Source organism: Allofrancisella inopinata (genome assembly GCF_012222965.1).
GTDB lineage: Bacteria > Pseudomonadota > Gammaproteobacteria > Francisellales > Francisellaceae > Francisella > Francisella inopinata.
Window position 1 is genome coordinate 729,547 of record NZ_CP038241.1, and the last position, 23,911, is coordinate 753,457.

The following is a 23,911-nucleotide window of genomic DNA, read 5'->3' on the forward strand; positions in this document are numbered from 1 at the left end:
TTTATGTCACAAAAATTACAAATTTTAAGAAAGTTAATGAATGAAAAAGGCTATGATTTTTATCTAGTGCCTTCAGTAGACGACCATAATAACGAATACGTACCTGAGTGTTGGCAGTATCGTAGTTGGATTAGTGATTTTGATGGATCTGCAGGAGATGTTTTAGTAACTTTAGATCATGCATACTTATCTACAGATGGTAGATATTTTTCTCAAGCTGAATATCAGTTAGCAAAGGGTGATTTTACTTTATTAAAGCAAGCTAGCTTTGAATCTGAAATTGAAAAATGGTTAGCTAAAAGTTTTGCTGGCAAAATGATGGCTATAGATCCTAAAAAAATAGGTATAACTAGAGTTTCAAATTTATTAGATATTGCAATAAAATCTGGTGGAAAGATAATTTTTGATAATGAGAATTTGGTTGCAAGAGCTCAGCAAGAATTAAATCAAGTAGTAGCTGTACCAACTGCAAGAATATTTGAACAGCAAATCCAATACGCCGGTCAATCTGTTGAATCAAAGCTAAACACTATCCGTAAAGAGTTAAAAGAAAAATCTCAAAATGCTTTAGTGGTTTCTAGTTTAGATGAAGTCATGTGGACTCTTAATATTCGCGGTAGAGATATTGAGCATACTCCAGTAGCTATTAGTTACTTAGTTGTAACTTTAGAAGAAGTTTACTTTTATATTGATAGTTCTAAGTTAGACGCTCAAATAAGAGATTATTTATCAAGTAATAATATTACAGTCAAAGAGTACACACAATTTTTTGAGGATTTGGCTACCTATGAAGCTAAGTATCTATTAGATGCTACTAGCGCTAGCTATGCTATAAAACAAGCAATTGAGAAGAATTCTAAAAGTTCAATACTAGTGGATAGATCACCTATTGTGTTAAGTAAAGCTATAAAAAACTCAGTAGAAATAAATGGCGCTAAAGATGCTCATAGAAAAGACGCAGCAGCGTTCATAAAATGGTGGTATTGGCTAGAGAATAATTACCAAGGGATCAATGAGCTACAAGCTGTTGCTAAGTTAGCTGAATGTAGAGCACAGCAAAAAGGCTATGTTGAAGATAGTTTTCCATATATTGTAGGGCATGGTGCTAATGGTGCCGTTATACATTATAAGCCCAAAAATAATTCTCAGTTAAAAACACTTGACGACCAAGCACCCTTGCTATGCGATTCTGGAGGGCAATATAATGAAGGTACTACAGATATAACTAGAGTATTACATTTTGGTAGACCAACTAAAGAGCATAGAAGATATTATACTTTAGTGTTAAAGGGACATTTAGCTTTAGGTAGAGCTGTATTTCCAAAAGGAACTACAGGGTCTCATTTGGATGTTTTAGCCCGTGAGCATTTATGGCATTTTTGTGCTGATTATAGTCATGGTACAGGACACGGTGTGGGTAGTTTCTTGGGAGTTCATGAAGGCCCTCAACGTATTAATTCAGTTTCTAAAGTTGAGCTAATGCCTGGTATGATATTAAGTAATGAGCCAGGAGCATATTTTCCAGGTGAGTTTGGTATTAGGATAGAAAATTTATGTTATGTTAAACAACGTAACCAAGAATCTCCTACAGGTCACGGACCATTTTATTGTTTCGAGGATTTAACTTTAATACCTTATGAATATAAGTTAATAGAAACGTATATGCTGACGTACACAGAGAAGAAAACTATAAATAACTATTATAGTAGAGTTAGAAAAGAAGTCTTACCATTAATTGAAGAAAAAGAAGTGAAAGATTTTTTATTATTTAAAACAAGACATATTAAATAAAAAAAATATGGATAAAAAACATATTAAAATATTTTTCTATCTTGGTATCGCTGTAATTGCAGGGTTTTCTGGAGCATATTTTGATAAGTATAATCTTAAAGAAAAATTTATAAACTTTAGACATGCTGTCTATGATTATTTTACTAGAGAGCCAACTAAAAATTATACTCCAGAAGATGATAAAAATATTATAGCAAGGTTTTTTTCTGAAAGTGAAGAAGCAAAAAAGCAACAAATAAACCAGTTTAATAATTTAAAACAATATGCTCCACAAAGAACTTTACCCGCTGTTACTGATTACTGTCATGGTTTTCTGGAATTTGGTAACCCTAGTTTTGATATTACTAATGGGTTAGGTCAGTCTAATTTGTACCTGTGTAGAGATGGCTATGTGGTTGGTTATAATTATCAAACTAAGCAAGCTAGTTGGGTTGCTTTTAAGCTTACTAAAGCAAAGATTGCTAATAAACAAAAACGGGATGATGCTTTTCGTGAAGACACTGATGTGCCTTTTGTTTATAGGGCTCAATTAAGTGACTATAAAAAATCTGGTTATGATAGAGGACATCTTGCTTCATATGCTTCTACTGATTTTAGTGAAAAATCAGCAGAACAGTCATTTTTACTTTCTAATATTTCTCCACAAAAAGCTGGCCTAAATAGACAAGGGTGGGGAGCTTTAGAAACAGATGAGCGTATTTGGGCAAATATGTATAATAGTATTTATGTTTATGCAGGTCCAATATACAAAAAACAAAAAATCCATAAAACGATAGGTGATAATAAAATAGCAGTACCTGATTATTTTTTTAAGATAATATATGTACCTTCTAAAAATAAAGCTATAGCTTTTGTAATGCCAAATTCTAGAGTTGAGAAGAGAAAAGTCGCTGATTACAGAACTTCTATAACAGACATTGAGGACCGTACAGGCTTACATTTTTTAATTAATATACCAGAAAGAGAAGCTGTTGTAGGTAAAGTTTCTCCAATGTGGCATACTACTTATTTTTAATGAAGAGGCTCTTAAAGAATGGACTGTGTTTAATTTATCTAAAATGGGAGTGTTGCAAAATTCCAGCTTGCAACAGATTTATATTATTTACCTTATTTATTTCTAACGTCATACTGCGTCCAATTAAAATTACTACCTGTTTTTTCATTCATTTCTATAAGCTTAGAGTGTAATTTAGAACTTGAAGAATATTTATTATGATATCTATACCATAAGTTTTTATCATATGATTGCGGCGGTGTACAACTTGTTAAAAATATAACTATTATTGCCATAATAATTTGTTTAAACATTATCCAATTCTTATTAACGAAAATTATCATTTCTTTAACTGCTCAATATACCATTCATCAAGAGTAATAATACAATTTCCATATTTTATAGCTTCGTAGCTACCACCTTTGTAGGCAGAACTTATAGTTGAGCAAATTTTATAGCTATATTTTTTAAATTGTTGGATGTTATGACTTCCTATTTTATCTAACTTTTTATCAAGATTTTGCATTTTTTGTTTTAAACACTGATTAATTTCATAAGTATTACCATTGCAGTTGGTTTCCGAAAACACTATTATGGGTAAGCTTACTATACTAGCGACGATTAAGGCCTTTATATAATTCAAGAATCAACTCCTATATTTTTATTAATTAAACTAGTTGAAGTCCTAATCTATTATAGTAAAATTTCTATCATTAGTTATAACAAAAATTTTTTGTACAAATTGTTTAACTTAACTATATCTACATTTTCAAAAAACATCTATAACTAAGCTGCCATATGAAGTAGAATATTTGGCAATAAATATAAAATGATAAATATTCTTTTATGCAAAAAAATAAAAAACCTAATTTTGAAGATATAAATGAAGCTTTGAAAGTTATGCAAGCTTTGCCAAGTGCTTCAGAAGCTCATGGATTATTGTGCGCTTTATTTAGTTTTGGTGCAGAAGTCAAGTTTACAGCTTGGTCTGACTCACTGATGACTAAGTCACTTGAACAAGGAGATGTTATAGCAGCATCTGCTCTACAAACTATGAAAGAACTATATGATTTTACAAAAAATCAGTTTGATGAAAAAGGCTTAAGTTTTGACTTATTTATTCCAGGGGACGAGGAGTCTCTTAGCTACCGTGCTGAAGGCCTTAGTCATTGGATTAAGGGCTTTTTATCAGGAGTGGGCTTATTTGGATTAGATTACGAAAACGCTGAAAGTAAAGAGGTAAAAGAGGCTATTCATGACCTTATGCAAATATCATATATGGATTATAGTAGTTTAGAAGATAATGATACTAGCGAAAGCGATTTTTTGGAATTATTAGAATACACACGTGTAGCTGTGCTTCTAATAGATAGTGAAAAGGTTTAGAAATTTTATGGCTAGTAAATATGATATAGCAATAGTAGGAGGAGGTGTTGTTGGTTTATTAACATCTTTGGCTCTAGCTAAAGCGAAGCTTAACATTATCCATATAGAAAAAGATGAACTAGAAGTAAAAAATGATAATAGAAGTTTAGCTCTCTCATATTCGTCAATAGCATTTTTAAATACCTTAGAAATATGGGATAAAATTACAAGTAGTACACAGCCTATTCAAAAAGTACACATTTCAGATAAAGGTAAATATGGTAGAGCAGAAATATTTGCAAAAGATGAGAATTTACCATTCTTAGGTACTATTGCTCCAATGCAAGAATTACTTAGAGTAGCTTTAGAAGCCGTTGCTAATAATCCTAATATTACAAAATCTTTTGCCACTAATGTCGAAGGTCTTGAAAACCAGGATCAAAGTTATTCTTTAGCAGTTAAGCATAAAAACAGTTCTCACCAGGAAGTAATACAAGCTAAACTTATAATTGCTTGTGACGGTGCAAATTCAAGTATTCGCAAAATGCTGGACGTTGCGGCTAAAACTACTGATTATGAGCAAGATGCTATAGTTTTTGATATCCAAACAGAGCTTGAGCATAAAAACACAGCTTTTGAAAGATTTATGAGTGATGGAGTATTAGCAGTTTTGCCAAAAACTGATAACATTATGGGTTGTGTTTGGACAGTAGATAGAAGTCAGTCAAAATCAAAATTAAACCTTGATGTTAAAGAATTTGAAAAGCTTATCCAAGGTAGGTTTGGTTATAGATTAGGGCAACTAAAACTGGTTTCTAAACCTGCTGTATTCCCACTATATCTTATGCAATCTGAAGAAATGTATAAACAAAATGTTTTATTTTTTGGGAATGCTTTACATTTTTTACATCCAGTCTCAGGTCAGGGTTTAAATTTAAGTATTCGTGATATCGGGTTTTTATACGACTTGCTGAATAATGATTTTTCAGAACAAACTTTAAATCAAAAGTTAGCAGAATTTGCTAAAGTGAGAAAACCAGATCACGATAGAACTATTTATATAATACATGGATTTATTCGCTGGTTTGTGTCAGATGATCCGAAATTAGCTGCAAGTAGAAATATTGGATTACATCTACTACAGCGTAGTAAGTTAGCCAAAAAAGCTCTATCTCGTGTAATGATGGGTAAACTTAGCAAGGGTTCAACTCTTATGAGAAAGGTTGTTGAGTGATGATATTGCAAAAAGACGTTGTGATTGTGGGCGCTGGTATGGTAGGGCTAAGTTTAGCCTTAGCTTTACATAAAAAGGGTTTACAAGTGGCAATAATAGAAGCTAAAAGCATTAGCAGTAAAGTACTAGACCAAAACAGAATAGAAACTAGAGTTAGTGCTATAAACCATACATCAAAGAGATTTTTAAAAGAGCTAGATGTATGGAATATTATTAGATCTTATAGGGTTTCACCATATTACCAAATGCAGGTATGGGATGATGATCTTGAAGAAAAAATTACTATTACAGCAGAGGAAATATCAGAACATAGTTTAGGATGTATAGTAGAAAATGATGTTATAATAACAGCTTTATTGGAAAAAATTAGCCACACGGGTATTGAAATATTTGATAATCAAAAAATTAAAGAAATTCAAAGAAATGATAATACTGAAAAGCTTTTCTTACAATCTGTCATTCCGGAGCTTAATCCGGAATCTAATTTTGTTAGTTCTAATAAACGTGAGATCCTAAAACGAGTTCAGGATGACTTTAAGGAGAGCTTTTCAATCGAAACTAGCTTAATCGTTGGAGCTGATGGAGCTAACTCATTTGTTCGAGATTATTTTAATTTTGAAACAAAGGTCAAACCGTATGATCACATATCTATAGTGGCTACCTTAGAGATCGAAAAGGAACATAACCAAACAGCATACCAAAGGTTTTATGATAAAGGTGTATTAGCTTTTTTACCTTTGGAGGATAAAAATAAAGCTTCAATTGTTTGGTCAGTTAAGACAGATTACGCTAATTATTTAATGGGTTTGAAAGAGCAAGAATTTGAAAAAGCTTTAGCTTTAGCGATTGGAAACATATTGGGTGATACTAAATTATTATCAAAAAGATTTAGCTTTGAATTGCTGCAACGCCATGCCAAAAGTTATATTCAAGATAAAGTTGTATTGGTAGGGGATGCTGCTCATAGTATTCATCCACTTGCTGGACAAGGTGTGAATCTTGGTTTTAAGGATGTTATTTCTTTGACTAATGTTCTAAGTGAGAGTTTTGCAAAAGGTAGATTATTGGGGGCTGAATCAACTTTAGACAAATATCAACGTGATAGAAAACTTGATAATACTAAAATGATTACTTTAATGAAAACTTTTAAAGAGGTATTTGGTAGTGATAATAAGTACCTTAAGAAAATACGTAGGCTTGGATTAAAGTTTGTTGATAAAAATAGTTTTATAAAAAGAATTATTGTAAAACAGGCTTTGTAGTTAGTAGTTACCATACTCTACTCCTTTTGCTTAGCAAGATGCTCCTCTTAAGAGGGGAATTTTACAAATATAAGTTTTATAAAAAGAGATAAAAATGAAAACAGATGATTTTGATTATAAATTACCAGAGGAACAAATAGCTAGTTATCCATTGGATAAGCGTGATGAAAGTAGACTTTTAAAGTTAAGTAAAGAGACTGGCAATATCAAAGATTATAAATTTAAAGATTTTATCGATTTTATAAACCCAAAAGATTTACTAGTTTTTAATAATAGTAAAGTAATGTTAGCTCGCCTTTACGGTAAAAAAACTACAGGTGCAAAGCTTGAGTTTTTGGTAGAAAAAATCAAAACACCAAAAGTTTTTGAAACTCATATCAAAGCAAATCGCTCACCAAATATTGGTAGTGAAATATATGTTCAAGACACATTAGCTAAAGTTTTAGATAAAGATGGTGGAGTGTATCTTCTTGAGTTGCAAGGTGAAAAGAACATTTATCAACTAATGGAGGAGTTTGGGCATATTCCACTACCTCCGTATATGAAGCGAGAAGATGAAGAATTTGATGCTGAGCGTTACCAAACAGTTTATGCAAAAGATTTGGGCTCCGTAGCAGCACCCACAGCAGGTTTGCATTTTTCAGAAGAATTAATGCAACAGATAAAAAATAAGGAAGTTGGTACAGCTTATATAACTTTACATGTTGGTTCTGGTACTTTTAAACCTGTACAGGTTGATGATGTAGAGAGCCATAAAATGCATTCAGAAGTTATATCTGTACCAGAAGATGTTTGCCAAAAGATCCGTCAAACAAAAGCAAATGGTGGTAGGGTGATAGCTATAGGAACTACTTCTGTCCGTTCATTAGAAACAGCAGGACAAAGTGGGCAAATACAAGCTTATCAAGGTGAGACAGATATATTTTTATATCCTGGCAAAAAATTTAATGTAGTTGATGCAATGATTACTAATTTTCATTTACCAAAATCGACTTTAATAATGTTAGTAAGTGCATTTGCAGGAAAAGAAAATATAATAAAAGCGTATAAACATGCTATAGATAAAAAATATCGTTTCTATAGTTATGGCGATGCGATGTTTATTTACTAAGGAGAAAAATGAAAAAAGCATTCTTTTTTGATATTGATGGTACGTTGGTCTACGAAAATAAAGGCCAACTTTTTGTTTCTGATAAAAATATTCAAGCTATTAAAAAGCTTAGAGCCCAAGGTTTTAAAACTTTTATAGCTACAGGAAGGACACCAAATTTTGTTCCACCTAGAGTTTATGATTTACCAATGGATGGCTATATTACTGCAAATGGTTCTGTAATACGAGTTGGTGATAAATTAGTCTATGAAAAGCTTTTTCCTCAAGAAGCTATAACTTGTGTGCTTAAATTTTGCGAAAAACATAATCATAATTGGCTTTTTGAAGGTGACTTTGCTTACGTAGATGATCTAGAGTCAGAAGACTTGAAATATTTTTATAATAAAGTTATTGTTAATAAAGATAAGATTATAAAAGCTCACAACTTACAAAATGTAACAATTTATAATGCTCTAGTGTTAGGTAGGGATGTTGATGTTGTAGCATTACAACACACCTTAGGTGATGATTATGTTACAGCACCGCACATTGAACATGGCTATGTTGATTGTTATTTGGCAGGTCATACTAAAGCTGATGGTATAGATAAAATGGTTGAATATCTTAACTTACAAGATTATGAAACTTATGCTTTTGGTGATGGCAATAATGATTTAGAAATGTTTGATAGGGTGGATGTTGCTATAGCAATGGAAAATGCCACTAAGCAGTTAAAAGAAAAGGCAACTTTAATAACAAAAGCGAATTATCATGATGGTGTGTTTCATGGCTTAGTCCAGTTAGGGCTCATATAAGACACAGCTGGAGGTAATTGTTAGCAGCAATAGCCCTTTTATAGAATATTTTACTGACAGATTGAAAATAAAGCTGTTCGATTATATTAGAGTATTATAAGCTTTATCTAAATAATCTAAAGTTTTACTAAGAAATGGATAAATATTTACAGCAAGCCTTTGAACAAGCTAAAAAAGGACTAACAGAAGGTGGTATACCAATAGGTGCGGTGTTAGTAATTGATAATAAAATTATTGGAGCTGGACACAATCAAAGAATCCAAAAAGATAGCCCTATACTCCACGCAGAAATGGATTGTTTAGAAAAGGCTGGAAGGTTAAAAGCAGCTGATTACCAAAAGGCTACCCTATATACTACTTTGTCACCGTGTGCGATGTGTACAGGAGCTATATTACTTTATGGTATTAAAAATGTAGTGATTGGTGAAAACATTAATTTTATGGGGCAAGAAGAACTTCTAAAAGCTAATGATATAAACATTACGGTTGTAAATGATGCCCAATGTATTGAGATAATGCACAAGTTTATCAAAGATAGTCCTAGTCTTTGGAATGAGGATATAGGCGAGTAATCTAATTTATTGTCATTAGAGGTAGCTTTTATTGGTTTAACAAATAATGGTTTTGTATAATATAGCTAAGTAAGTTATTTAACTATAAGTATAGGTTAGGTTATAAAATGACAAAAAAAGTTTTACTCTCAATTGATTTTATTAATGAAATTGTACATCCAGAAGGAAAGCTAGCAGCTAAGTTTATACCTAACTTAGTCAAAAATGACGTCGTTGGAAATGCAAATTTGGCTATAAGCAAGGCACGTGCAAATGATATTCAAGTTATACATGTGAAGGTTGGATTTTCAGCTAATTATATAGAGTGTCCAGAAAACTCACCAATTTTTAGTAACGCTAAGAAATTTAATGCTTTAGAGCTAGGGAAATGGGGAACAGAAATTTATGATCAAATAGATGTTAAAGCTAGTGATCATATCGTAATTAAACACCGAATAAGTGCTTTTTATAACACAGATTTAGAATGTGTTTTAAAAGCAAATGATTTTAAAGATGTTGTAATTATGGGAGTATCAACAGATATGGCTGTAGAACTAACCGCCCGAGAAGCTCATGATAGAGATTATAATGTAACTGTTTTAGAGGATGCGTGTACAACTTATAGTGAAGCTGCGCATGTAGCATCTATTAATAATATAAATAGGCTAGCAAGCGTAAAAACTGTAGAGCAATGGTTAATATAAAGATACAATTTTAAAAGATATATAAGATGCATACAGAACCTTTGATTTCATTATTTGTATTTGTAATGCTAGGGATACTAGTACTTACGATGATTATAAAAAAGCTTAAACAACCATATGTTGTAGCGTATTTACTAACAGGAATACTGTTAGGTCCATATGGCATAAATCTTATAGAAGATAATCATAATCTTGCTAGATTAGGAGAAATAGGAGTAATTTTATTATTATTTTTTGCAGGTATGGAGATTTCACCACGTAAGTTTGCTGAAAACTGGCAAGTCCCAGTTATAGGGACTATGCTACAAATTATTATAACAACTCTGCTAGTTTCATTAGTTGGAGTAGCTTTAGAATGGTCTTTAGCTAAGATAGTGCTTTTTGGATCTGTTGTAAGTTTAAGTAGTACAGCTGTAGTTTTAAAATTATTACATGACAGCGGTAGTATGAGGACTCGGTTAGGCCAAAATGTATTAGGAGTACTACTTGTACAAGATTTAGCGGTTGTACCTATGCTTATTATTATAGGTTTTTTAGGAGGTGAGGCTCCATCTTATAGTCAGATTGTTTTACAAATTGTAGGTGGTACTTTAGTTATTATTATCGCAGCTATTATGGCTATTAAGAAAAGTATCAAATTGCCTTTTATACCAGCTCTTGGTAAAGATGATGAGATGAAGGTTTTTGCTGCATTGATAATATGTTTTGGGATGGCATCTTTAACAGGTGAATTAGGTCTTTCTTCAGCTTTAGGGGCTTTTGTAGGAGGAATGATTGTAGCTACAGTAGAAGAAACAGAGTGGGTCGGTAATAGCTTAGCTACAGTAAAAACTATCTTCATGGCTTTATTTTTTATTTCCATAGGTATGCTTATTAATTTAAAATTAGTATTAAACTATTTATCTGTGTTTATTATTTTTTTAATATTAATTTTTGTAATTAATACTATTGTCAATACACTTATATTTAGAGCATTGCGTCAGCGAGTGGAAGAAGCTCTAATGGGTGGGGCGATGCTTTCACAAATAGGAGAGTTTAGTTTTGTACTTATAACAATGGGGTATGTGCTAAACATCTTAGATAATACTACATATCAAATGAGTATAACTTTGGTTTCATTATCATTGCTATTTAGTCCATTATGGATAAGTATTGTTAATACATTTATTAGAAAATTTATTCGACCTGATACTAAGTAAAGCTAGATTTTAATGAAAAAATCCAATTGCGTTTTATAGCTTTTGTCTGTCATAATTAAAGTTTATTTTGAGCCTAAAATTTTAAGGTTATTAACATGGAACAAGACTCCAGAGCATTGGTTATATTTGGTTTATGTTGTATTTTAGTAGCTCAGTTTGTTACAGGCATAAATATCACTGGATCAAAATATTTAGTAGAACATGTCCCTTTAATTTTTTTGCTAGAGATGCGTTTCATTATCGGCGCTATATCGCTTCTAATAATTTTAATGATTAGTGGCAAAACCCCACAAGTCTTGGCTCTTAAGTCAATGCCTCGAAAAGCATGGTGGGTATTAGTTGCTCAAGGTTTATGTGGTGGAGCATTATTTAATTTGTTAATGCTTTCAGGGATTCATTATACTTCTGCAACTATGGCGGGCATTATCACAAGTACTTTGCCTGCAATGGTGATTTTAGCTATGTGGTTACTACTAAAAATATCTATAACATTGAAACAGTGGATATGTGTTGTAGCGGCAATTATAGGTTTAATTATGGTTAATTTACAGTATTCTCACGCTAGTACAAGCGTTAATAGTATAAGCTGGTTGGGTAACTTACTTATTCTTATTGCTATGTTACCAGAGACAGGCTATTACGTATTGATTAAAGTGATAAGGATTCCTATTAATCCATTAATAGGCTCGATTATTATTAATGTCATAAATGCAATCTTTGTACTACCGATGTTGCTATGGGTGGATTTTGGGTTTATTAAAATGTTAAGTATGTTTGATTGGGTTATGCTATTGATTTTAGGTGTTGCATCAGGACTTTTTTATTTATGTTGGAGTAAAGGGAGTGAATATCTTCAAGCACCAACTACAGGGATGTTAACCGCATTGATGCCTATATTTACTTTAATTTTAGCAGTATTATTCCTTAATGAAAAAATTACCATTATACAGATGATAGGTATGCTGGTGATTATTTCTTCTATAATAATAGCTAACTATCGAATTAGACGCTTAAAAATATAAAACTATTATCTGAAATCATTTAAAATATGCTTTGTTAATTGATTTAACTAAGCTTTACATGTTTATCTTAAATATATAAAATTTGTTATAGCTAATTTACCATAAAACTAATATGTCATTCCCACGTAGGTGGAGTTTAACACAAAGCGATGTCTGTCTTTATGAGCATGATGACATATTATAGATATTTTAAACAATATTCATTGGTGATAAATTATTAATTGGTTAGCTACGGTTAAGAAAATTGTTAAATCTAGACTAATAAAGGTTACATATACTTATGAGTGTTTATCAATACCAAAATTTTAAAATATTAGAAGTGCAAGGTGTAGATACTAAAAAGTTTCTTCAAGGTCTTGTAACTGCTGATTTAAATCTATTATCATCAAATAACAATCTTTTGCTTACAGCGTTTGCGAACCTCAAAGGTAGAGTAATTTCATTAAGTTTTATTAAGTATATATCTGATGATAAATTCTTGCTTTCTGTAGAAGATGGTATTTTAGGTATATTGCAATCGTGGCTTAAAAAGTATGGTATGTTTTCTAAAGTTAGCTTTTCTATAAACGCTCAATATGCTTTATTTTTTACTGATAATGGATTTTTAAAGCATGAGATTTTACCCACAGGTAGTTTAGAGTCTAATATTAGTTTTGAAAAAGTCCAACAACAAAATATCCTAAATAAACTAGCTATTATTGATGAAAAAAATACTGAAAAATTTCTCCCTGCGGAGCTAGAGTTAGATAGTTTAGAAAATGTAGTATCCTACAAAAAAGGTTGCTATATGGGGCAAGAAATTATAGCTAGAATGCATTATAAAGCTAAGTTGAAAAAAGAACTAGTAGTTGTAAAATCTAGTTTTGATATCCAAGAACTAGATTTAAAAGATCAAAACAGTAAACCATTAGCAAATATAGTAAATAAAGTCTTTTTAGATAACCAGTGTTATATGTTAGTAGTTTTCCATAAAGAATCTACAGAGTCAGAATACCAGCTAGAAGATGGCCATAAAATCATAAAATGCTAGATAATCTTAACCCTCAACAGCAACAGGCTGTAAAGTATATAGGATCACCTTTATTAGTATTAGCTGGTGCCGGCAGTGGAAAAACTAGCGTTATTATTGAGAAAATTTCTTACCTTATAGAGCAGTTATTATATCCTGCTAAAAGTATTTTAGCTGTTACTTTTACTAACAAAGCAGCCAAAGAAATGCAAGAAAGAGTTAGAGCTAGACTTAATAAAGATTCATCTAAAGGCTTAATGATATCTACCTTTCACTCATTAGGATTATCGGTTTTAAAGAAACACTATGCTGATTTAGGGTACAAAAAAAGCTTTACACTTTTTGATAGTGCTGATTCTTTAGCTCTTATTTATGATATAGCATATGAAGAGTATCAGCTACCCAAGCAAAATGCTGGAGTGATACAATCTAAGATTTCATTTTGGAAATCTGCTCTTTTAGCACCAGAGCAAGTTGATCCTAAAAATGAACTAGAGCAGCAAGCAGTGTTTATCTATCAAGAGTATCAAAAATACTTGAAGTCATATAACTCTTTTGATTTTGATGATTTAATATTCCAGCCGATTCAGCTTTTTAGAACTAATTCACATATACAAAAACTATGGGCAGATAAATTTAGATATATACTAATAGATGAATATCAAGATACTAATGAATCACAATATCAGCTATTAAAGTATCTTACGCAAGGTAAAAATAAATTTACAGTAGTAGGTGATGATGATCAGTCTATATATGCCTGGAGGGGTTCACGACCTGAAAATTTACGCCACTTACAAGTAGATTTCCCTGATTTAAAAGTTATAAAGTTAGAGCAAAATTATCGTTCTACTGGTAGAATTTTAAATATAGCAAATAAACTTATAGAAAATAATAGCCATATTTTTGAAAAGAAACTTTGGTCAGCTAAGGGATATGGTGATCAGGTTAAAGTTATAAGTTTGCTAAATGATGAGGATGAATCACAATTTATAGCTAGTGATATTTTTTTTGATAGGATAAAAACAAACTCAAAAAATTCTGATTACGCAATATTAATCCGTAGTAACTATCAAGCTTTTGTATTAGAAAGGTATATGCAAATGCATAAGATTCCATATGCTATAAGTGGAGGTACTTCATTTTTTTCAAAATCTGAAATTAAAGATATTGTTTCTTATCTACGTCTTATTGTAAATCCTGATGATGATAGAGCTTTTTTACGTGTTATTAATACCCCAAAAAGAGAAATAGGTAGTGCAACTATTCATAAACTTGGTGAATATACTGGCTTTCAGCATTGTAGTTTTTTCCATACGTTATATAACTTAGATAAAGTAGAATTACGTGAGTATGCTAAAGCAAATCTTAGTAAGTTTAAAGATTTGATAATCTCTACTCAGCAAGAAATAGTAGCTAGTATTTCTACAACAGAACTTAAGAAGATTTTGGGAGATTTTGTTGAAAAAATTTCGTATAAACAGTGGTTAATAGACTCAAGCTCATCAGAAAAGCAAGCTGAATTTAGGTACGCTAATGTATTAGAAGTTATAAGGTGGATAATTAATCAGTTAGAGGATGAGGCATACAATGGGCTTGATTCCTTATCTTCGGTTTTAAATAAAATGTTGCTTATAGACATTTTAGATAGAGATAACGAAGAAAAAAACGATGATCAAGTTCAGATTATAACAATGCATGCTTCAAAAGGTTTGGAATTTAAAAAAGTCTATATAATGGGAATGGAAGAGGGTATATTACCTCATCAGCAAAGTATAGAAGAAGAATCTATAGAAGATGAAAGACGCCTAGTTTATGTAGCTATAACTAGAGCAAAAGAAAATTTAACGATAACACTTACAAAACATCGTAAAAAATTTGGTGAAAAAATAGTCACCGTTCCAAGTAGGTTTATAGAAGAGTTGCCTGAAACAGATTTATATTGGGTTGGTAGTGAAAAAGAATGTCCAGAAACTCGCAAAGAGAATTCAAAACAAAACATTTCAGCATTAAAAAATATGTTCGGCTAGATGTAAATTTTAATTGCATTAGTTCGCTGAATAATCTATTTTATAGTAACAGTGTATTAAAAATGCTTTAACTAATGGAAAGTCAAAAAGAATTCAGAAAAATCGTTATTTTCATATGCATAGTAGCAGCTCTTGGTGGTTTGCTATTTGGTTTAGATCAGGGGTTTATTGCTAATGCTGGCAAAACTCTTAATCATATATATGGTATTGCAGATGGAAGTATACAAGAGGGTAATTTTAACGCTATTTTAGCTTTTGGTGGGATAGCAGGAACTCTATGTAGTGGCTTTTTTACTCGTTATTTAGGAAGGAAAAATACTTTACTAGTCGCTGGTTTTTCTTTTCTGATAGGGGCCCTTGTTTCTTCTTTATTGCCACCTATCGAAATTCTAACAGCATGTAGATTTACTTTAGGTTTTGGTGTGGGACTAGCTTCTTTTGCAACACCTCTTTACCTAGCTGAAACAGCTCCAACGAAAGTAAGAGGAGCTATGTCGACACTATTTCAACTTATGATTACTTTTGGGATATTTTTAATATGCCTTACAAACGTGATTATCGTAGAGTTTGTAGGTCATACAAAAATTTCTCTTACTTTGATGTTTAGTGTAATAACACTGTTTGCATTTTTAATGCTTGTTGGTTGTTTCTTTTTACCAAAAAGCCCTAGATGGTTGATGTTGAAAAATAGAGAAGAAGAAGCAAGAGTTATTTTAGCTAAAACCAGAAAAAAAGATGAGGTTGAGCTAGAAATTAGTGAAATTAAGCAAAAGCTTGGAGAGAAAAAAGTTTCGATAGCAGAAGCTATTGCTAAGAAATATTTTTGGAAAATCTTATTTGTAGGCATAGTTATCCAGATGTTTCAACAACTTGTTGGTATCAATATGATGATTTATTATGCACCTAAATTTTTAGAAGGTGCGGGTTTAAATATTATATTAGCTGGGCTAATGGTCTTCTTTGTTAATTTCTTATCTACTTTTCCAGCGATAAAATGGGTAGAAAAATGGGGTAGGAAAAAGCTATTAACGGTAGGAGCTATAATTATGATGGTCTCTTTATTGATAGCAGCATATAGTTTTTATCTAATTGATGTAAGCCATACTACTTCTAACGCTCCAAAATATGTACTACTGGTATTTTGTTTGGTTTATATATTTGGCTTTGCATGTTCTTGGGGACCTGTTGCTTGGACTTTATGTTCTGAGATTTTTCCACAGAGAGTTCGTGAAGTAGGTCTAACAGTAACAACTATTGTAAACTGGACTTTTGTATATGTGGTTGTAAGTAATTCAAATGTAATAATGAGTGCAGGTGAATGGGGTAAACCATTATTATTTATCGTATATGCTGGTTTTTGTTTACTTTCTATTATATTTCTTAAATTTTTTGTACCAGAGACAAAAGGAATTAGCTTAGAAAAAATAGAAAGTAACTTAGTTTCTGGCTCTAAACTTAGAGATTTAGGTAAAGAATAAATAATTTACTTAAACTATCTCATATTAAACAATTTAAATGTTATGGTCTTAAATTTTGAAATTTTATAAATTATATAGAGATATATTCAGTTACTTGTTTGTTTTCGAGCCTTATCTTTTGCTTTTAGTTTTTTAGTTTTATTCAACTCTGCTAATTTTTTAGCCTCATCTCCTACATGAGAAAAGCCATGTTCTGCTGCTAGCTGAGATTGTTTTTGACGCTCTGTAAAGCGTAATTTTTGTTTTTCAGTTAATTTATCATAACAGTGGTGACAGCTTATGCCTTTTTCATACTCAGACCTTTTTTTATCTTCTTCTGTTATAGGCATGCGACAAGCATAGCATTGGTCATAACTACCTTTTTCAAGATTGTGATTTACTGCAACTCTTGAGTCAAATACAAAACATTCACCTTGCCATAGAGATTCTTCTTGAGGTACTTCCTCTAGGTATTTAAGAATACCACCTTGTAGATGATAAACCTCCTCAAAACCTTTGGCTTTCATAAGAGCTGTAGATTTTTCGCAACGAATACCTCCGGTGCAAAACATGGCTACTTTTTTATGTTTTTTAGGATCTAAACTTTTATCAACATATTCTGGAAATTCTCTAAAATTATCTGTATGAGGGTTTACAGCATTTTTAAATGTACCAATTTCTATCTCATATTCATTGCGTGTATCTACTAATACTACTTCTGGATCAGAGATCAGTTTGTTCCAGTCTTTAGGTTTGACATATTTCCCACAGATTTCGTTAGGGTTTATGTCACTTACTCCCAATGTTACAATTTCTTTTTTGAGTTTTACTTTAGAACGATAAAAAGGCATCTTATCATGATAAGACTCTTTATAGTCGATATCTTCTAAGCGTTTATCAGTTTTTAAGTAATCAAGTAGAGCAGTTACTCCTTCACGCGATCCTGCTACAGTGCCATTTATTCCTTCATTAGCTAACAAAAGGGTTCCCTTGACATTATTTTTTACCATCACATCTAAAATAGGTTTCTGCATTAGTTTGTAATTTTCAAGAGTGACAAACTTATACATTGCACATACAACTATTTGTTCCATAGTTTTCCTTGTCGAATTTGTGTTTATGAGTTTTTGGAAATAAAAGTTTAATTATACATGATAACGCTAATAAACACGATTCATGAACCAAATTTAGTAATAAATGTGAAGCTTCTGCTAAATACGATTAAAGCTCTAACTGATGAGAACCAGTTAGGGTAGATACGAACTTGTTAAATAAAATGGGCCAATATTATAGTGGAGTTGCCAAAAAAATTTCAAGTTATTTATTATTTTTATTTAACTTAAAATATTATTTCTATATAATTAAAATTAATCTTAATATGGTATTGTTTTTATAACGTGATGATAAGCAGACTGATTATAAGTCAATAGAATGCATCATAATAATTTAGAGGATATTACTAATGTTATATAATTTACATGTTCCTGAAGGATTTAAAGATTTCTTAGAAACTATTCAAGCAGATATTTATGCTATACCTTGGTCAGAAAAACTAGTTTCTTTAGTTTATGAAAGCACAGGATTTAAAATTGCCTTTGGTTATATAGAGTATGGATATCTTAAGTTTGGTAAAACAAACCGAACTGTAGCAAAAGAAGCTAAAGCAATAGCAGCTAAAAACCAACTGCTTCGAGACAATAAGTATATAATTCCTAAGTTGAGTGTAGATGCTTGTAAACAACAATTACAACCTGAAGAGTTAGTTACTCTAATAGATAATCCAAAAGATAATCTATTAAGACCATTTTTACCTGATATCGGTGGAGGAGCATTATTATTAGTTTGTAAAGTAACTAAATTAATTTTAGCAGTATTGGTTTACGATACTCCGATAGATCATGGGTTACACTGTTACTATAATTGGGGTAATTCTGGTAATAATAAGCCTAAACATCCTAAACAAAACTTTGTTCATATATCATACCTTTACTCAAGTAATGCAGTATATAAAGAGAAACAAGAGTTTGAAGGAAAAAAATCAGGATTTTTTGCTAATGGTTACGCTAGAGTTCTTTTATCTGTATTTTGCTATAATTATAAAACTGAACTTGAAAGTACAGATAAGGCTTTAGGCTATTATGGAAGTATGTTTAATAACCCAAACAAATATTCTCAAAATCCTAGAGCAAAAAGTGGTCTCACAATAATAGAATATAATCACAACGATGGTAAGGAAATTTTTGATAATTTGTTCAAAACTTTTTGGGATAAACAGGATTTTGATGAATTAGTCAAATTTATAAAACAATTACATTTAATGACTTTAAAGATCAATAACCAAAACCCTTTAGATAAAGCCAGATCTCTTAGGGAGGATTTATTAACAGCTCAAGAATTAAATTTTCTTTTATCAAAAAACATTATTAATAGAAGTAGTCCATATTTTAAGAAAAAGATAAAGAACATCACAAATTATATATCAAAAATTATAATTATAAGCAGGATTGTAAGAAGTAAGTTTAATGGAGAAAATAAGCTTAAATTTAGTAAAGATATTTTACCAGAAATAGATAAATTTTATAACTTTAAACAAACTCAAGTTTTTTCAGACCGATCTAATATAAACCTTAGCAAGGAAGTAATTGACTTACTAATTAAAGCTTTACAATATGAACCACCTTCTAAGACACCAAGGAGACCACCTGATAACCAGTGGTATAAAATAAGTAATTATAAAGATGTAGAATCGGATGGAAATTGTTTCTATAGAGCAGTATTAAGAGCAGCAAGAGATAATAATAGTGCTCATTTATTACCTATCAATAGAGCTAGTGATGAAGCAATAATCCAAGCAATGCGATATGATTTATTACAAGTTTTTGATAGTTATAATTTTCAGCAAGCTTTAAGGAATTCTGGATATAATGCGGGTAACTTAGCTAATATTAGAAGTAGCCTAATTCAGATGGGTAATTGGAATAATTCTGCTGGCGATTTAGCACCACAATTACTCTCATTGGCTTACCCGGGCTTGAGTATTAATATTGTCTCAACATATGTAGGCGGTAACAATATGCAAACGGTTGGTAATGGTCATAATATCATCACATTAGGTTATACTGGCGACCATTATTTTGCAGGCCAGCTAGTAGAAAATAATGTTAGTGTGCCCAATGTGAATAAAATACAACAAAGTAGTTTAAAGATTAACAAACCTCAAAAACTTACCTCACCTGTTGAAAACTTATCAAAGCAATCTTCTTACAATGTAGTCGGTCAAAAAAGGAAGGGTTATGATTTATCACCTTATACTCTAGAACAGGAAATCAGAAGTGATCTTGATCAGCAGAATCAAACCCACACAAGCGGGCTATATGATTGTACTTTTCCAGGCTGCGGTAGAAGTTTTCCCTATCCATCGATTTTAAATGTTCATATGCGAGCACATACAGGAGAAAGACCTTATTTATGTGCTTTTCCAGGTTGTGAAAAAACTTTTAAACAATCAAGCAGTTTGCAAACACATATATTAATACATACAGGACAAAGACCCTGTAAGTGTGATTATTGTGATAAAGCTTTTATTAATTTATCGCACCTAAAGAGGCATCAGCGAATACACACACAAGAGAGGCCATATAAGTGTAATTATGTAGACTGTGGTAAAAGTTTTAAGACTTCAACGCAGTTAATACAACATCAGCGAATACATACAGGAGCAAGACCATATGTATGTAACTTTGAGGATTGTGGTGAAAGTTGTAGTACCTCAAATGAACTAAAGATACATATGCGGACACATACAGGGGAGAAATATGAGTGTGACTTTGAAGGCTGTGATTATTACACTATTCGACCAGGTGTTTTAATTAGACATAAACGAAAACATACAGGAGAGCGGCCATATGTATGTGAAGTGTGCAATCTTACATTTACTCGAAGTGACGTTTTGAAACATCATAGGGAATCACTCCATGGATTGTAATGTTAAAATTGAGCGAGCTACTTTATTAAACGGTGTATTTAAAACACAAGTACTTATACAGTTGTGAATTAGTCTAGACTTTTACAAATAAGCTTATTAGGATCTAATATTTCTTTTAATTCTGTCTCTTTTATATCTGTTTCAGCTAAAGCAACTTCTAGTATGGATTTATTTTCTTTATAAGCTTTTTTAGCTATTTCAGCTGCTTTTTTATATCCAATGTGTTCGTTAAGAGCTGTGGCTAGTATAGGATTTCTAGAAACAGTTTTTTGTATGTTGTCTTCTCTAACTTTAAAAGTAGCTATAGCTTTTTCAGCTAAGTGTTCTGCTGAATTTGCTACCAAAGATATACTTTGAAGTAGATTGTAAGCTATAACAGGTAACATAACATTTAATTGAAATAGCCCGCTCTGAGCTCCAATTGTAATACAAGTATCATTACCAATAACCTGAGCACAAGCCATACATACAGCCTCTGGTATCACTGGGTTTACTTTACCTGGCATTATACTACTTCCAGGTTGTAGAGCTTGTAGCTCTATTTCATTAAATCCAGAGAGTGGGCCACTATTCATTATCCTTAAATCATTTGAAACTTTCATAAGCGTTGAGGCAGTATTTTTTAAGCATGAGGAAAGTTCTAAGCTGTTTTCTTGACCACTTATCAAAGCAAAATGGTTTTGGCTAGGCTCAAAGCTAACACCTGTAATTTCAGAAATGGTTTTTGCTATTTCTTTAGCAAAATGTTTTGGTGTGTTAATTCCTGTACCAACAGCTGTCCCACCTTGAGCTAATTTACAAAACCTAGGAATACAGTTTTGTATTCTTTGTAAATTTTCTTCAAATTGAAATCTCCAGCCTGATATTTCCTGAGAAAAATCTATAGGCATAGCATCCATTAAGTGAGTTCTACCAGTTTTAACACATCCTTTTAATTCTTTTTCTTTAGTTTTACATACCTTGATAAGCTTTTCTAGCTTAGGCATCAAGTCTCTTTTGACTAATAAGAGCGAAGAAACTGTTATAGCTGTAGGAATTGTATCATTACTGCTTTGGCTCATATTGACATCATCATTTGGGTCTAAAGTTATTCCAAATTTTTCTTTTGCAAATCCAGAAATGACTTCATTAACATTCATATTAGTACTAGTACCTGAGCCTGTTTGGAATACATCTAAAGGAAATTGATTAGAATAATCTCCGTTTCTTAGTTCTTGGCAGGATTTTTGTATTGATTGAGACTTTTCAAAAGCTAGCTTGTTTGAGTTATAGTTAACTATAGCAGCAGCTTCTTTTATATATAAGACAGCATTTATAAAATTCTTAGGCATTTGTAGATTGCTAATTTTAAAGTTATCTATAGCTCTTTGAGTTTGAGCTCCATATAATGCTCCATCTTTTACAAAAACCTCACCTAGACTATCAGACATAACTGGCATATCAAAATCTCCTTAGACTAATACAATATCCATAATTAGTTTAACCTGTATGTTTTTTCAAAGATAGTATTTACTACAAATGGAAATAATATTTGATTGGATCATGTAACTATGTAGCTACTATGCTTTGATACTAGCTGTTTTTTGCTATATTATTTATTAATAAATAAAAAAACTATAGATTCAAAATAATGAAATTTGTTACTCCACCTTAGTTTTAATTTTTTTCGTTAAGTCTGTATTTACGATTAATATTTATACGTAAAAGGGTATTTTTGAAGCATTCTTTTTAATTTTAAAATATTTTGAGGTAACAAATAAAAATGAAACAAAGTATTAATAATTTTTTGATGCCATTTGGTGGCAGTTATAGGGTAGATTTTTTATCTGGTTTAACCGTAGCTTTAGCTTTGGTTCCAGAAGCAGTAGCTTTTTCTTTAGTAGCAGGAGTTAACCCAACAGTAGGACTGTGGGGAGCTTTTTTTATGTGTATAATAACAGCTATTATAGGCGGCCGCCCTGGTATGATATCTGGAGCTACTGGCTCAATGGCTATAGTTATGATATCTATAATGTTGTTATTTCCAGGTGATCCTGTAACTGGTTTAAGCTACCTAATGGCAACAGTTTTACTTACTGGTGTTATAGAGGTTGTAATAGGGGTTTTAGGTTTGGGTAAGTTTATACGTATGATGCCTAAATCTGTGATGGTAGGTTTTGTTAATGGTTTAGCAATAGTGATCTTTATATCACAAATCCAATCTTTTAGGATTTCACCACCAGGAGTTGAACCTTCTGTATGGATTAGTGGAGCTAGCCTCTGGATTATGATTAGTTTAGTACTTTTAGCTATGGCGATTACTCATTATTTACCTCGTTTTACAAAACTTTTGCCTTCAGCACTTACAGCTATTATAGTTGTTACTTTGATAGTAGTATTTGTACCAATGCCAGCAAGTGTTAGTATGCCAACAGTAGGTAGTCTAATGGCAATGAGTGGGGACACGGTATCACATGGTTTTAGTATTCCTCATATTCCTTTATCTTTAGAGACACTTAAAATCATTGTGCCATATGCATTTATATTGGCTATTATCGGTTTATCAGAATCTTTGATGACTTTGGTTTTTATTGATGAGCGTACACAAACCCGTGGTAGAGGTAATAAAGAATGTATTGCTCAAGGGGTTGGAAATATCGTATCTAGCTTTTTTAAGGGTATGGGCGGTTGTGCTATGATTGGTCAAAGTATGATCAATATATCTTCTGGCGGGCGAGGGCGTTTATCAGGAATCACAGCAGGTGTATTTTTACTTATATTTATTATTGCTGCAATGCCTTTGATTAAAATAATTCCATTAGCGGCATTAATCGGTGTGATGATGATGGTTGTAATAGAAACTTTTGAGTGGGCTTCTTTTAAAATGATGCGTAGAGTTCCTAAAAAAGATGTGTTATTGATTATAGTAGTGACAATCACTACAGTGATGTTTGATTTAGCAATAGCAGTTGTTATTGGTATTATTATAGCTTCATTAGTATTTTCATGGGAGACAGCTAAGAATATTTGGGCAGCAGAGAGGACTAATGAGAATGGTGAAAAAGAGTACATTATTCATGGACCTTTGTTCTTTAGCTCTACAACTAGTTTTAAAGGTTTATTTAAATTTGCTAAAGATCCAGAAGAAGTAATAATTGACTTTAAATACTCACGTGTAGCTGACCAGTCTGCTATAGATGCTATCCAGTGGGTTGCTGATAAATATACTAAGCTTGGTAAAAGATTGCATTTACGCCATTTAAATCAAGAATGTAAAATTTTACTAGGTAAAGCGGGTAACTTAGTAGAATTAAATATCTTAGAAGATGAAGATTACCATATTGCTACAGATAGGTTAGCTTAGCTTAGCAGTAGACTAGATGTTTAGTCCTACAAACTTAATAAACTTTTGCAACTGTCTTTG

20 protein-coding genes are annotated in these 23,911 nt (G+C 31.6%); 16 read left to right on the forward strand and 4 right to left on the reverse strand.

What is annotated here, in order from left to right; translation table 11 throughout:
- Window positions 1-3 precede the first annotated feature (3 nt).
- Together E4K63_RS03360 and E4K63_RS03365 are read left to right on the forward strand one after the other, a co-directional pair.
- The gene (locus E4K63_RS03360) at window positions 4-1,791 is read left to right on the forward strand and encodes an aminopeptidase P family protein (RefSeq protein WP_133940571.1); all 1,788 of its coding nucleotides are present in this window, start codon (window positions 4-6) and stop codon (window positions 1,789-1,791) included.
- A gap of 7 nt (window positions 1,792-1,798) precedes the next feature.
- Window positions 1,799-2,806, forward strand: coding sequence for a DNA/RNA non-specific endonuclease (locus E4K63_RS03365; protein ID WP_133940573.1), 1,008 nt, complete (start codon window positions 1,799-1,801; stop codon window positions 2,804-2,806).
- A gap of 92 nt (window positions 2,807-2,898) precedes the next feature.
- On the opposite strand, the gene E4K63_RS03370 is transcribed toward E4K63_RS03365, so the two are convergent.
- Window positions 2,899-3,099: a hypothetical protein gene (locus E4K63_RS03370; RefSeq protein ID WP_244947455.1), complete on the reverse strand. Its 201-nt coding sequence runs from the start codon at window positions 3,097-3,099 to the stop codon at window positions 2,899-2,901.
- Window positions 3,100-3,125: 26 nt separating this feature from the next.
- Window positions 3,126-3,419, reverse strand: coding sequence for a lysozyme inhibitor LprI family protein (locus E4K63_RS03375; protein ID WP_133940752.1), 294 nt, complete (start codon window positions 3,417-3,419; stop codon window positions 3,126-3,128).
- A 212-nt stretch (window positions 3,420-3,631) separates the two neighbouring features.
- Between E4K63_RS03375 and E4K63_RS03380 the strand changes: the two genes are divergently transcribed.
- The 12 genes from E4K63_RS03380 (at window position 3,632) to E4K63_RS03435 (ending at window position 16,544) form a co-directional block, all read left to right on the forward strand.
- Window positions 3,632-4,171 (forward strand): UPF0149 family protein, encoded by a 540-nt coding sequence (locus tag E4K63_RS03380; RefSeq protein ID WP_133940575.1) that lies wholly within the window; start codon window positions 3,632-3,634, stop codon window positions 4,169-4,171.
- 7 nt (window positions 4,172-4,178) lie between these two features.
- A complete protein-coding gene (locus E4K63_RS03385) occupies window positions 4,179-5,384 on the forward strand; it encodes an FAD-dependent monooxygenase (RefSeq protein ID WP_133940577.1) in 1,206 nt (401 codons plus the stop codon).
- Complete coding sequence (locus tag E4K63_RS03390) at window positions 5,384-6,646, forward strand: UbiH/UbiF/VisC/COQ6 family ubiquinone biosynthesis hydroxylase (RefSeq protein ID WP_133940579.1); 1,263 nt, start codon at window positions 5,384-5,386, stop codon at window positions 6,644-6,646. The genes E4K63_RS03385 and E4K63_RS03390 overlap by 1 nt, the downstream gene beginning before the upstream one ends.
- A 94-nt stretch (window positions 6,647-6,740) precedes the next feature.
- Entirely contained in the window at window positions 6,741-7,757 is a 1,017-nt protein-coding gene (gene queA, locus E4K63_RS03395; RefSeq protein ID WP_133940581.1) for a tRNA preQ1(34) S-adenosylmethionine ribosyltransferase-isomerase QueA, read from the forward strand.
- A gap of 8 nt (window positions 7,758-7,765) precedes the next feature.
- Window positions 7,766-8,551 carry a Cof-type HAD-IIB family hydrolase gene (locus E4K63_RS03400; RefSeq protein WP_133940583.1) on the forward strand — a complete coding sequence of 262 codons (786 nt, stop codon included), beginning with the start codon at window positions 7,766-7,768 and terminating at the stop codon, window positions 8,549-8,551.
- Between the two features lie 134 nt (window positions 8,552-8,685).
- On the forward strand, window positions 8,686-9,123 hold the full coding sequence (locus E4K63_RS03405; RefSeq protein WP_133940585.1) for a nucleoside deaminase: 438 nt from the start codon (window positions 8,686-8,688) through the stop codon (window positions 9,121-9,123).
- A gap of 107 nt (window positions 9,124-9,230) precedes the next feature.
- The gene (locus E4K63_RS03410) at window positions 9,231-9,806 is read left to right on the forward strand and encodes a cysteine hydrolase family protein (RefSeq protein WP_133940587.1); all 576 of its coding nucleotides are present in this window, start codon (window positions 9,231-9,233) and stop codon (window positions 9,804-9,806) included.
- A gap of 26 nt (window positions 9,807-9,832) precedes the next feature.
- Window positions 9,833-11,005, forward strand: a complete 1,173-nt coding sequence (locus tag E4K63_RS03415; protein WP_133940588.1) for a cation:proton antiporter — start codon at window positions 9,833-9,835, stop codon at window positions 11,003-11,005.
- 95 nt (window positions 11,006-11,100) lie between these two features.
- Entirely contained in the window at window positions 11,101-12,027 is a 927-nt protein-coding gene (locus E4K63_RS03420; protein ID WP_133940590.1) for a DMT family transporter, read from the forward strand.
- Between the two features lie 280 nt (window positions 12,028-12,307).
- Window positions 12,308-13,057 (forward strand): CAF17-like 4Fe-4S cluster assembly/insertion protein YgfZ, encoded by a 750-nt coding sequence (gene ygfZ, locus E4K63_RS03425; protein ID WP_133940592.1) that lies wholly within the window; start codon window positions 12,308-12,310, stop codon window positions 13,055-13,057.
- Window positions 13,051-15,066 (forward strand): UvrD-helicase domain-containing protein, encoded by a 2,016-nt coding sequence (locus E4K63_RS03430; RefSeq protein ID WP_133940593.1) that lies wholly within the window; start codon window positions 13,051-13,053, stop codon window positions 15,064-15,066. The genes ygfZ and E4K63_RS03430 overlap by 7 nt, the downstream gene beginning before the upstream one ends.
- Before the next feature lie 74 nt (window positions 15,067-15,140).
- Window positions 15,141-16,544, forward strand: a complete 1,404-nt coding sequence (locus E4K63_RS03435) for a sugar porter family MFS transporter (protein ID WP_133940595.1) — start codon at window positions 15,141-15,143, stop codon at window positions 16,542-16,544.
- A gap of 86 nt (window positions 16,545-16,630) precedes the next feature.
- Here the strand turns inward: E4K63_RS03435 and trhO are convergent, their stop codons facing one another.
- Window positions 16,631-17,617: an oxygen-dependent tRNA uridine(34) hydroxylase TrhO gene (gene trhO, locus E4K63_RS03440; protein WP_133940597.1), complete on the reverse strand. Its 987-nt coding sequence runs from the start codon at window positions 17,615-17,617 to the stop codon at window positions 16,631-16,633.
- A 368-nt stretch (window positions 17,618-17,985) separates the two neighbouring features.
- On the opposite strand from trhO, the gene E4K63_RS03445 reads away from it, so the two are divergent.
- Window positions 17,986-20,508 (forward strand): C2H2-type zinc finger protein, encoded by a 2,523-nt coding sequence (locus tag E4K63_RS03445; protein WP_179965686.1) that lies wholly within the window; start codon window positions 17,986-17,988, stop codon window positions 20,506-20,508.
- Between the two features lie 68 nt (window positions 20,509-20,576).
- Here E4K63_RS03445 and E4K63_RS03450 read toward each other — a convergent pair whose 3' ends face one another.
- On the reverse strand, window positions 20,577-21,947 hold the full coding sequence (locus tag E4K63_RS03450; RefSeq protein ID WP_133940601.1) for a class II fumarate hydratase: 1,371 nt from the start codon (window positions 21,945-21,947) through the stop codon (window positions 20,577-20,579).
- Between the two features lie 323 nt (window positions 21,948-22,270).
- Between E4K63_RS03450 and E4K63_RS03455 the strand changes: the two genes are divergently transcribed.
- Window positions 22,271-23,851 carry a SulP family inorganic anion transporter gene (locus tag E4K63_RS03455; protein ID WP_133940603.1) on the forward strand — a complete coding sequence of 527 codons (1,581 nt, stop codon included), beginning with the start codon at window positions 22,271-22,273 and terminating at the stop codon, window positions 23,849-23,851.
- The last annotated feature ends 60 nt before the right edge of the window (window positions 23,852-23,911 follow it).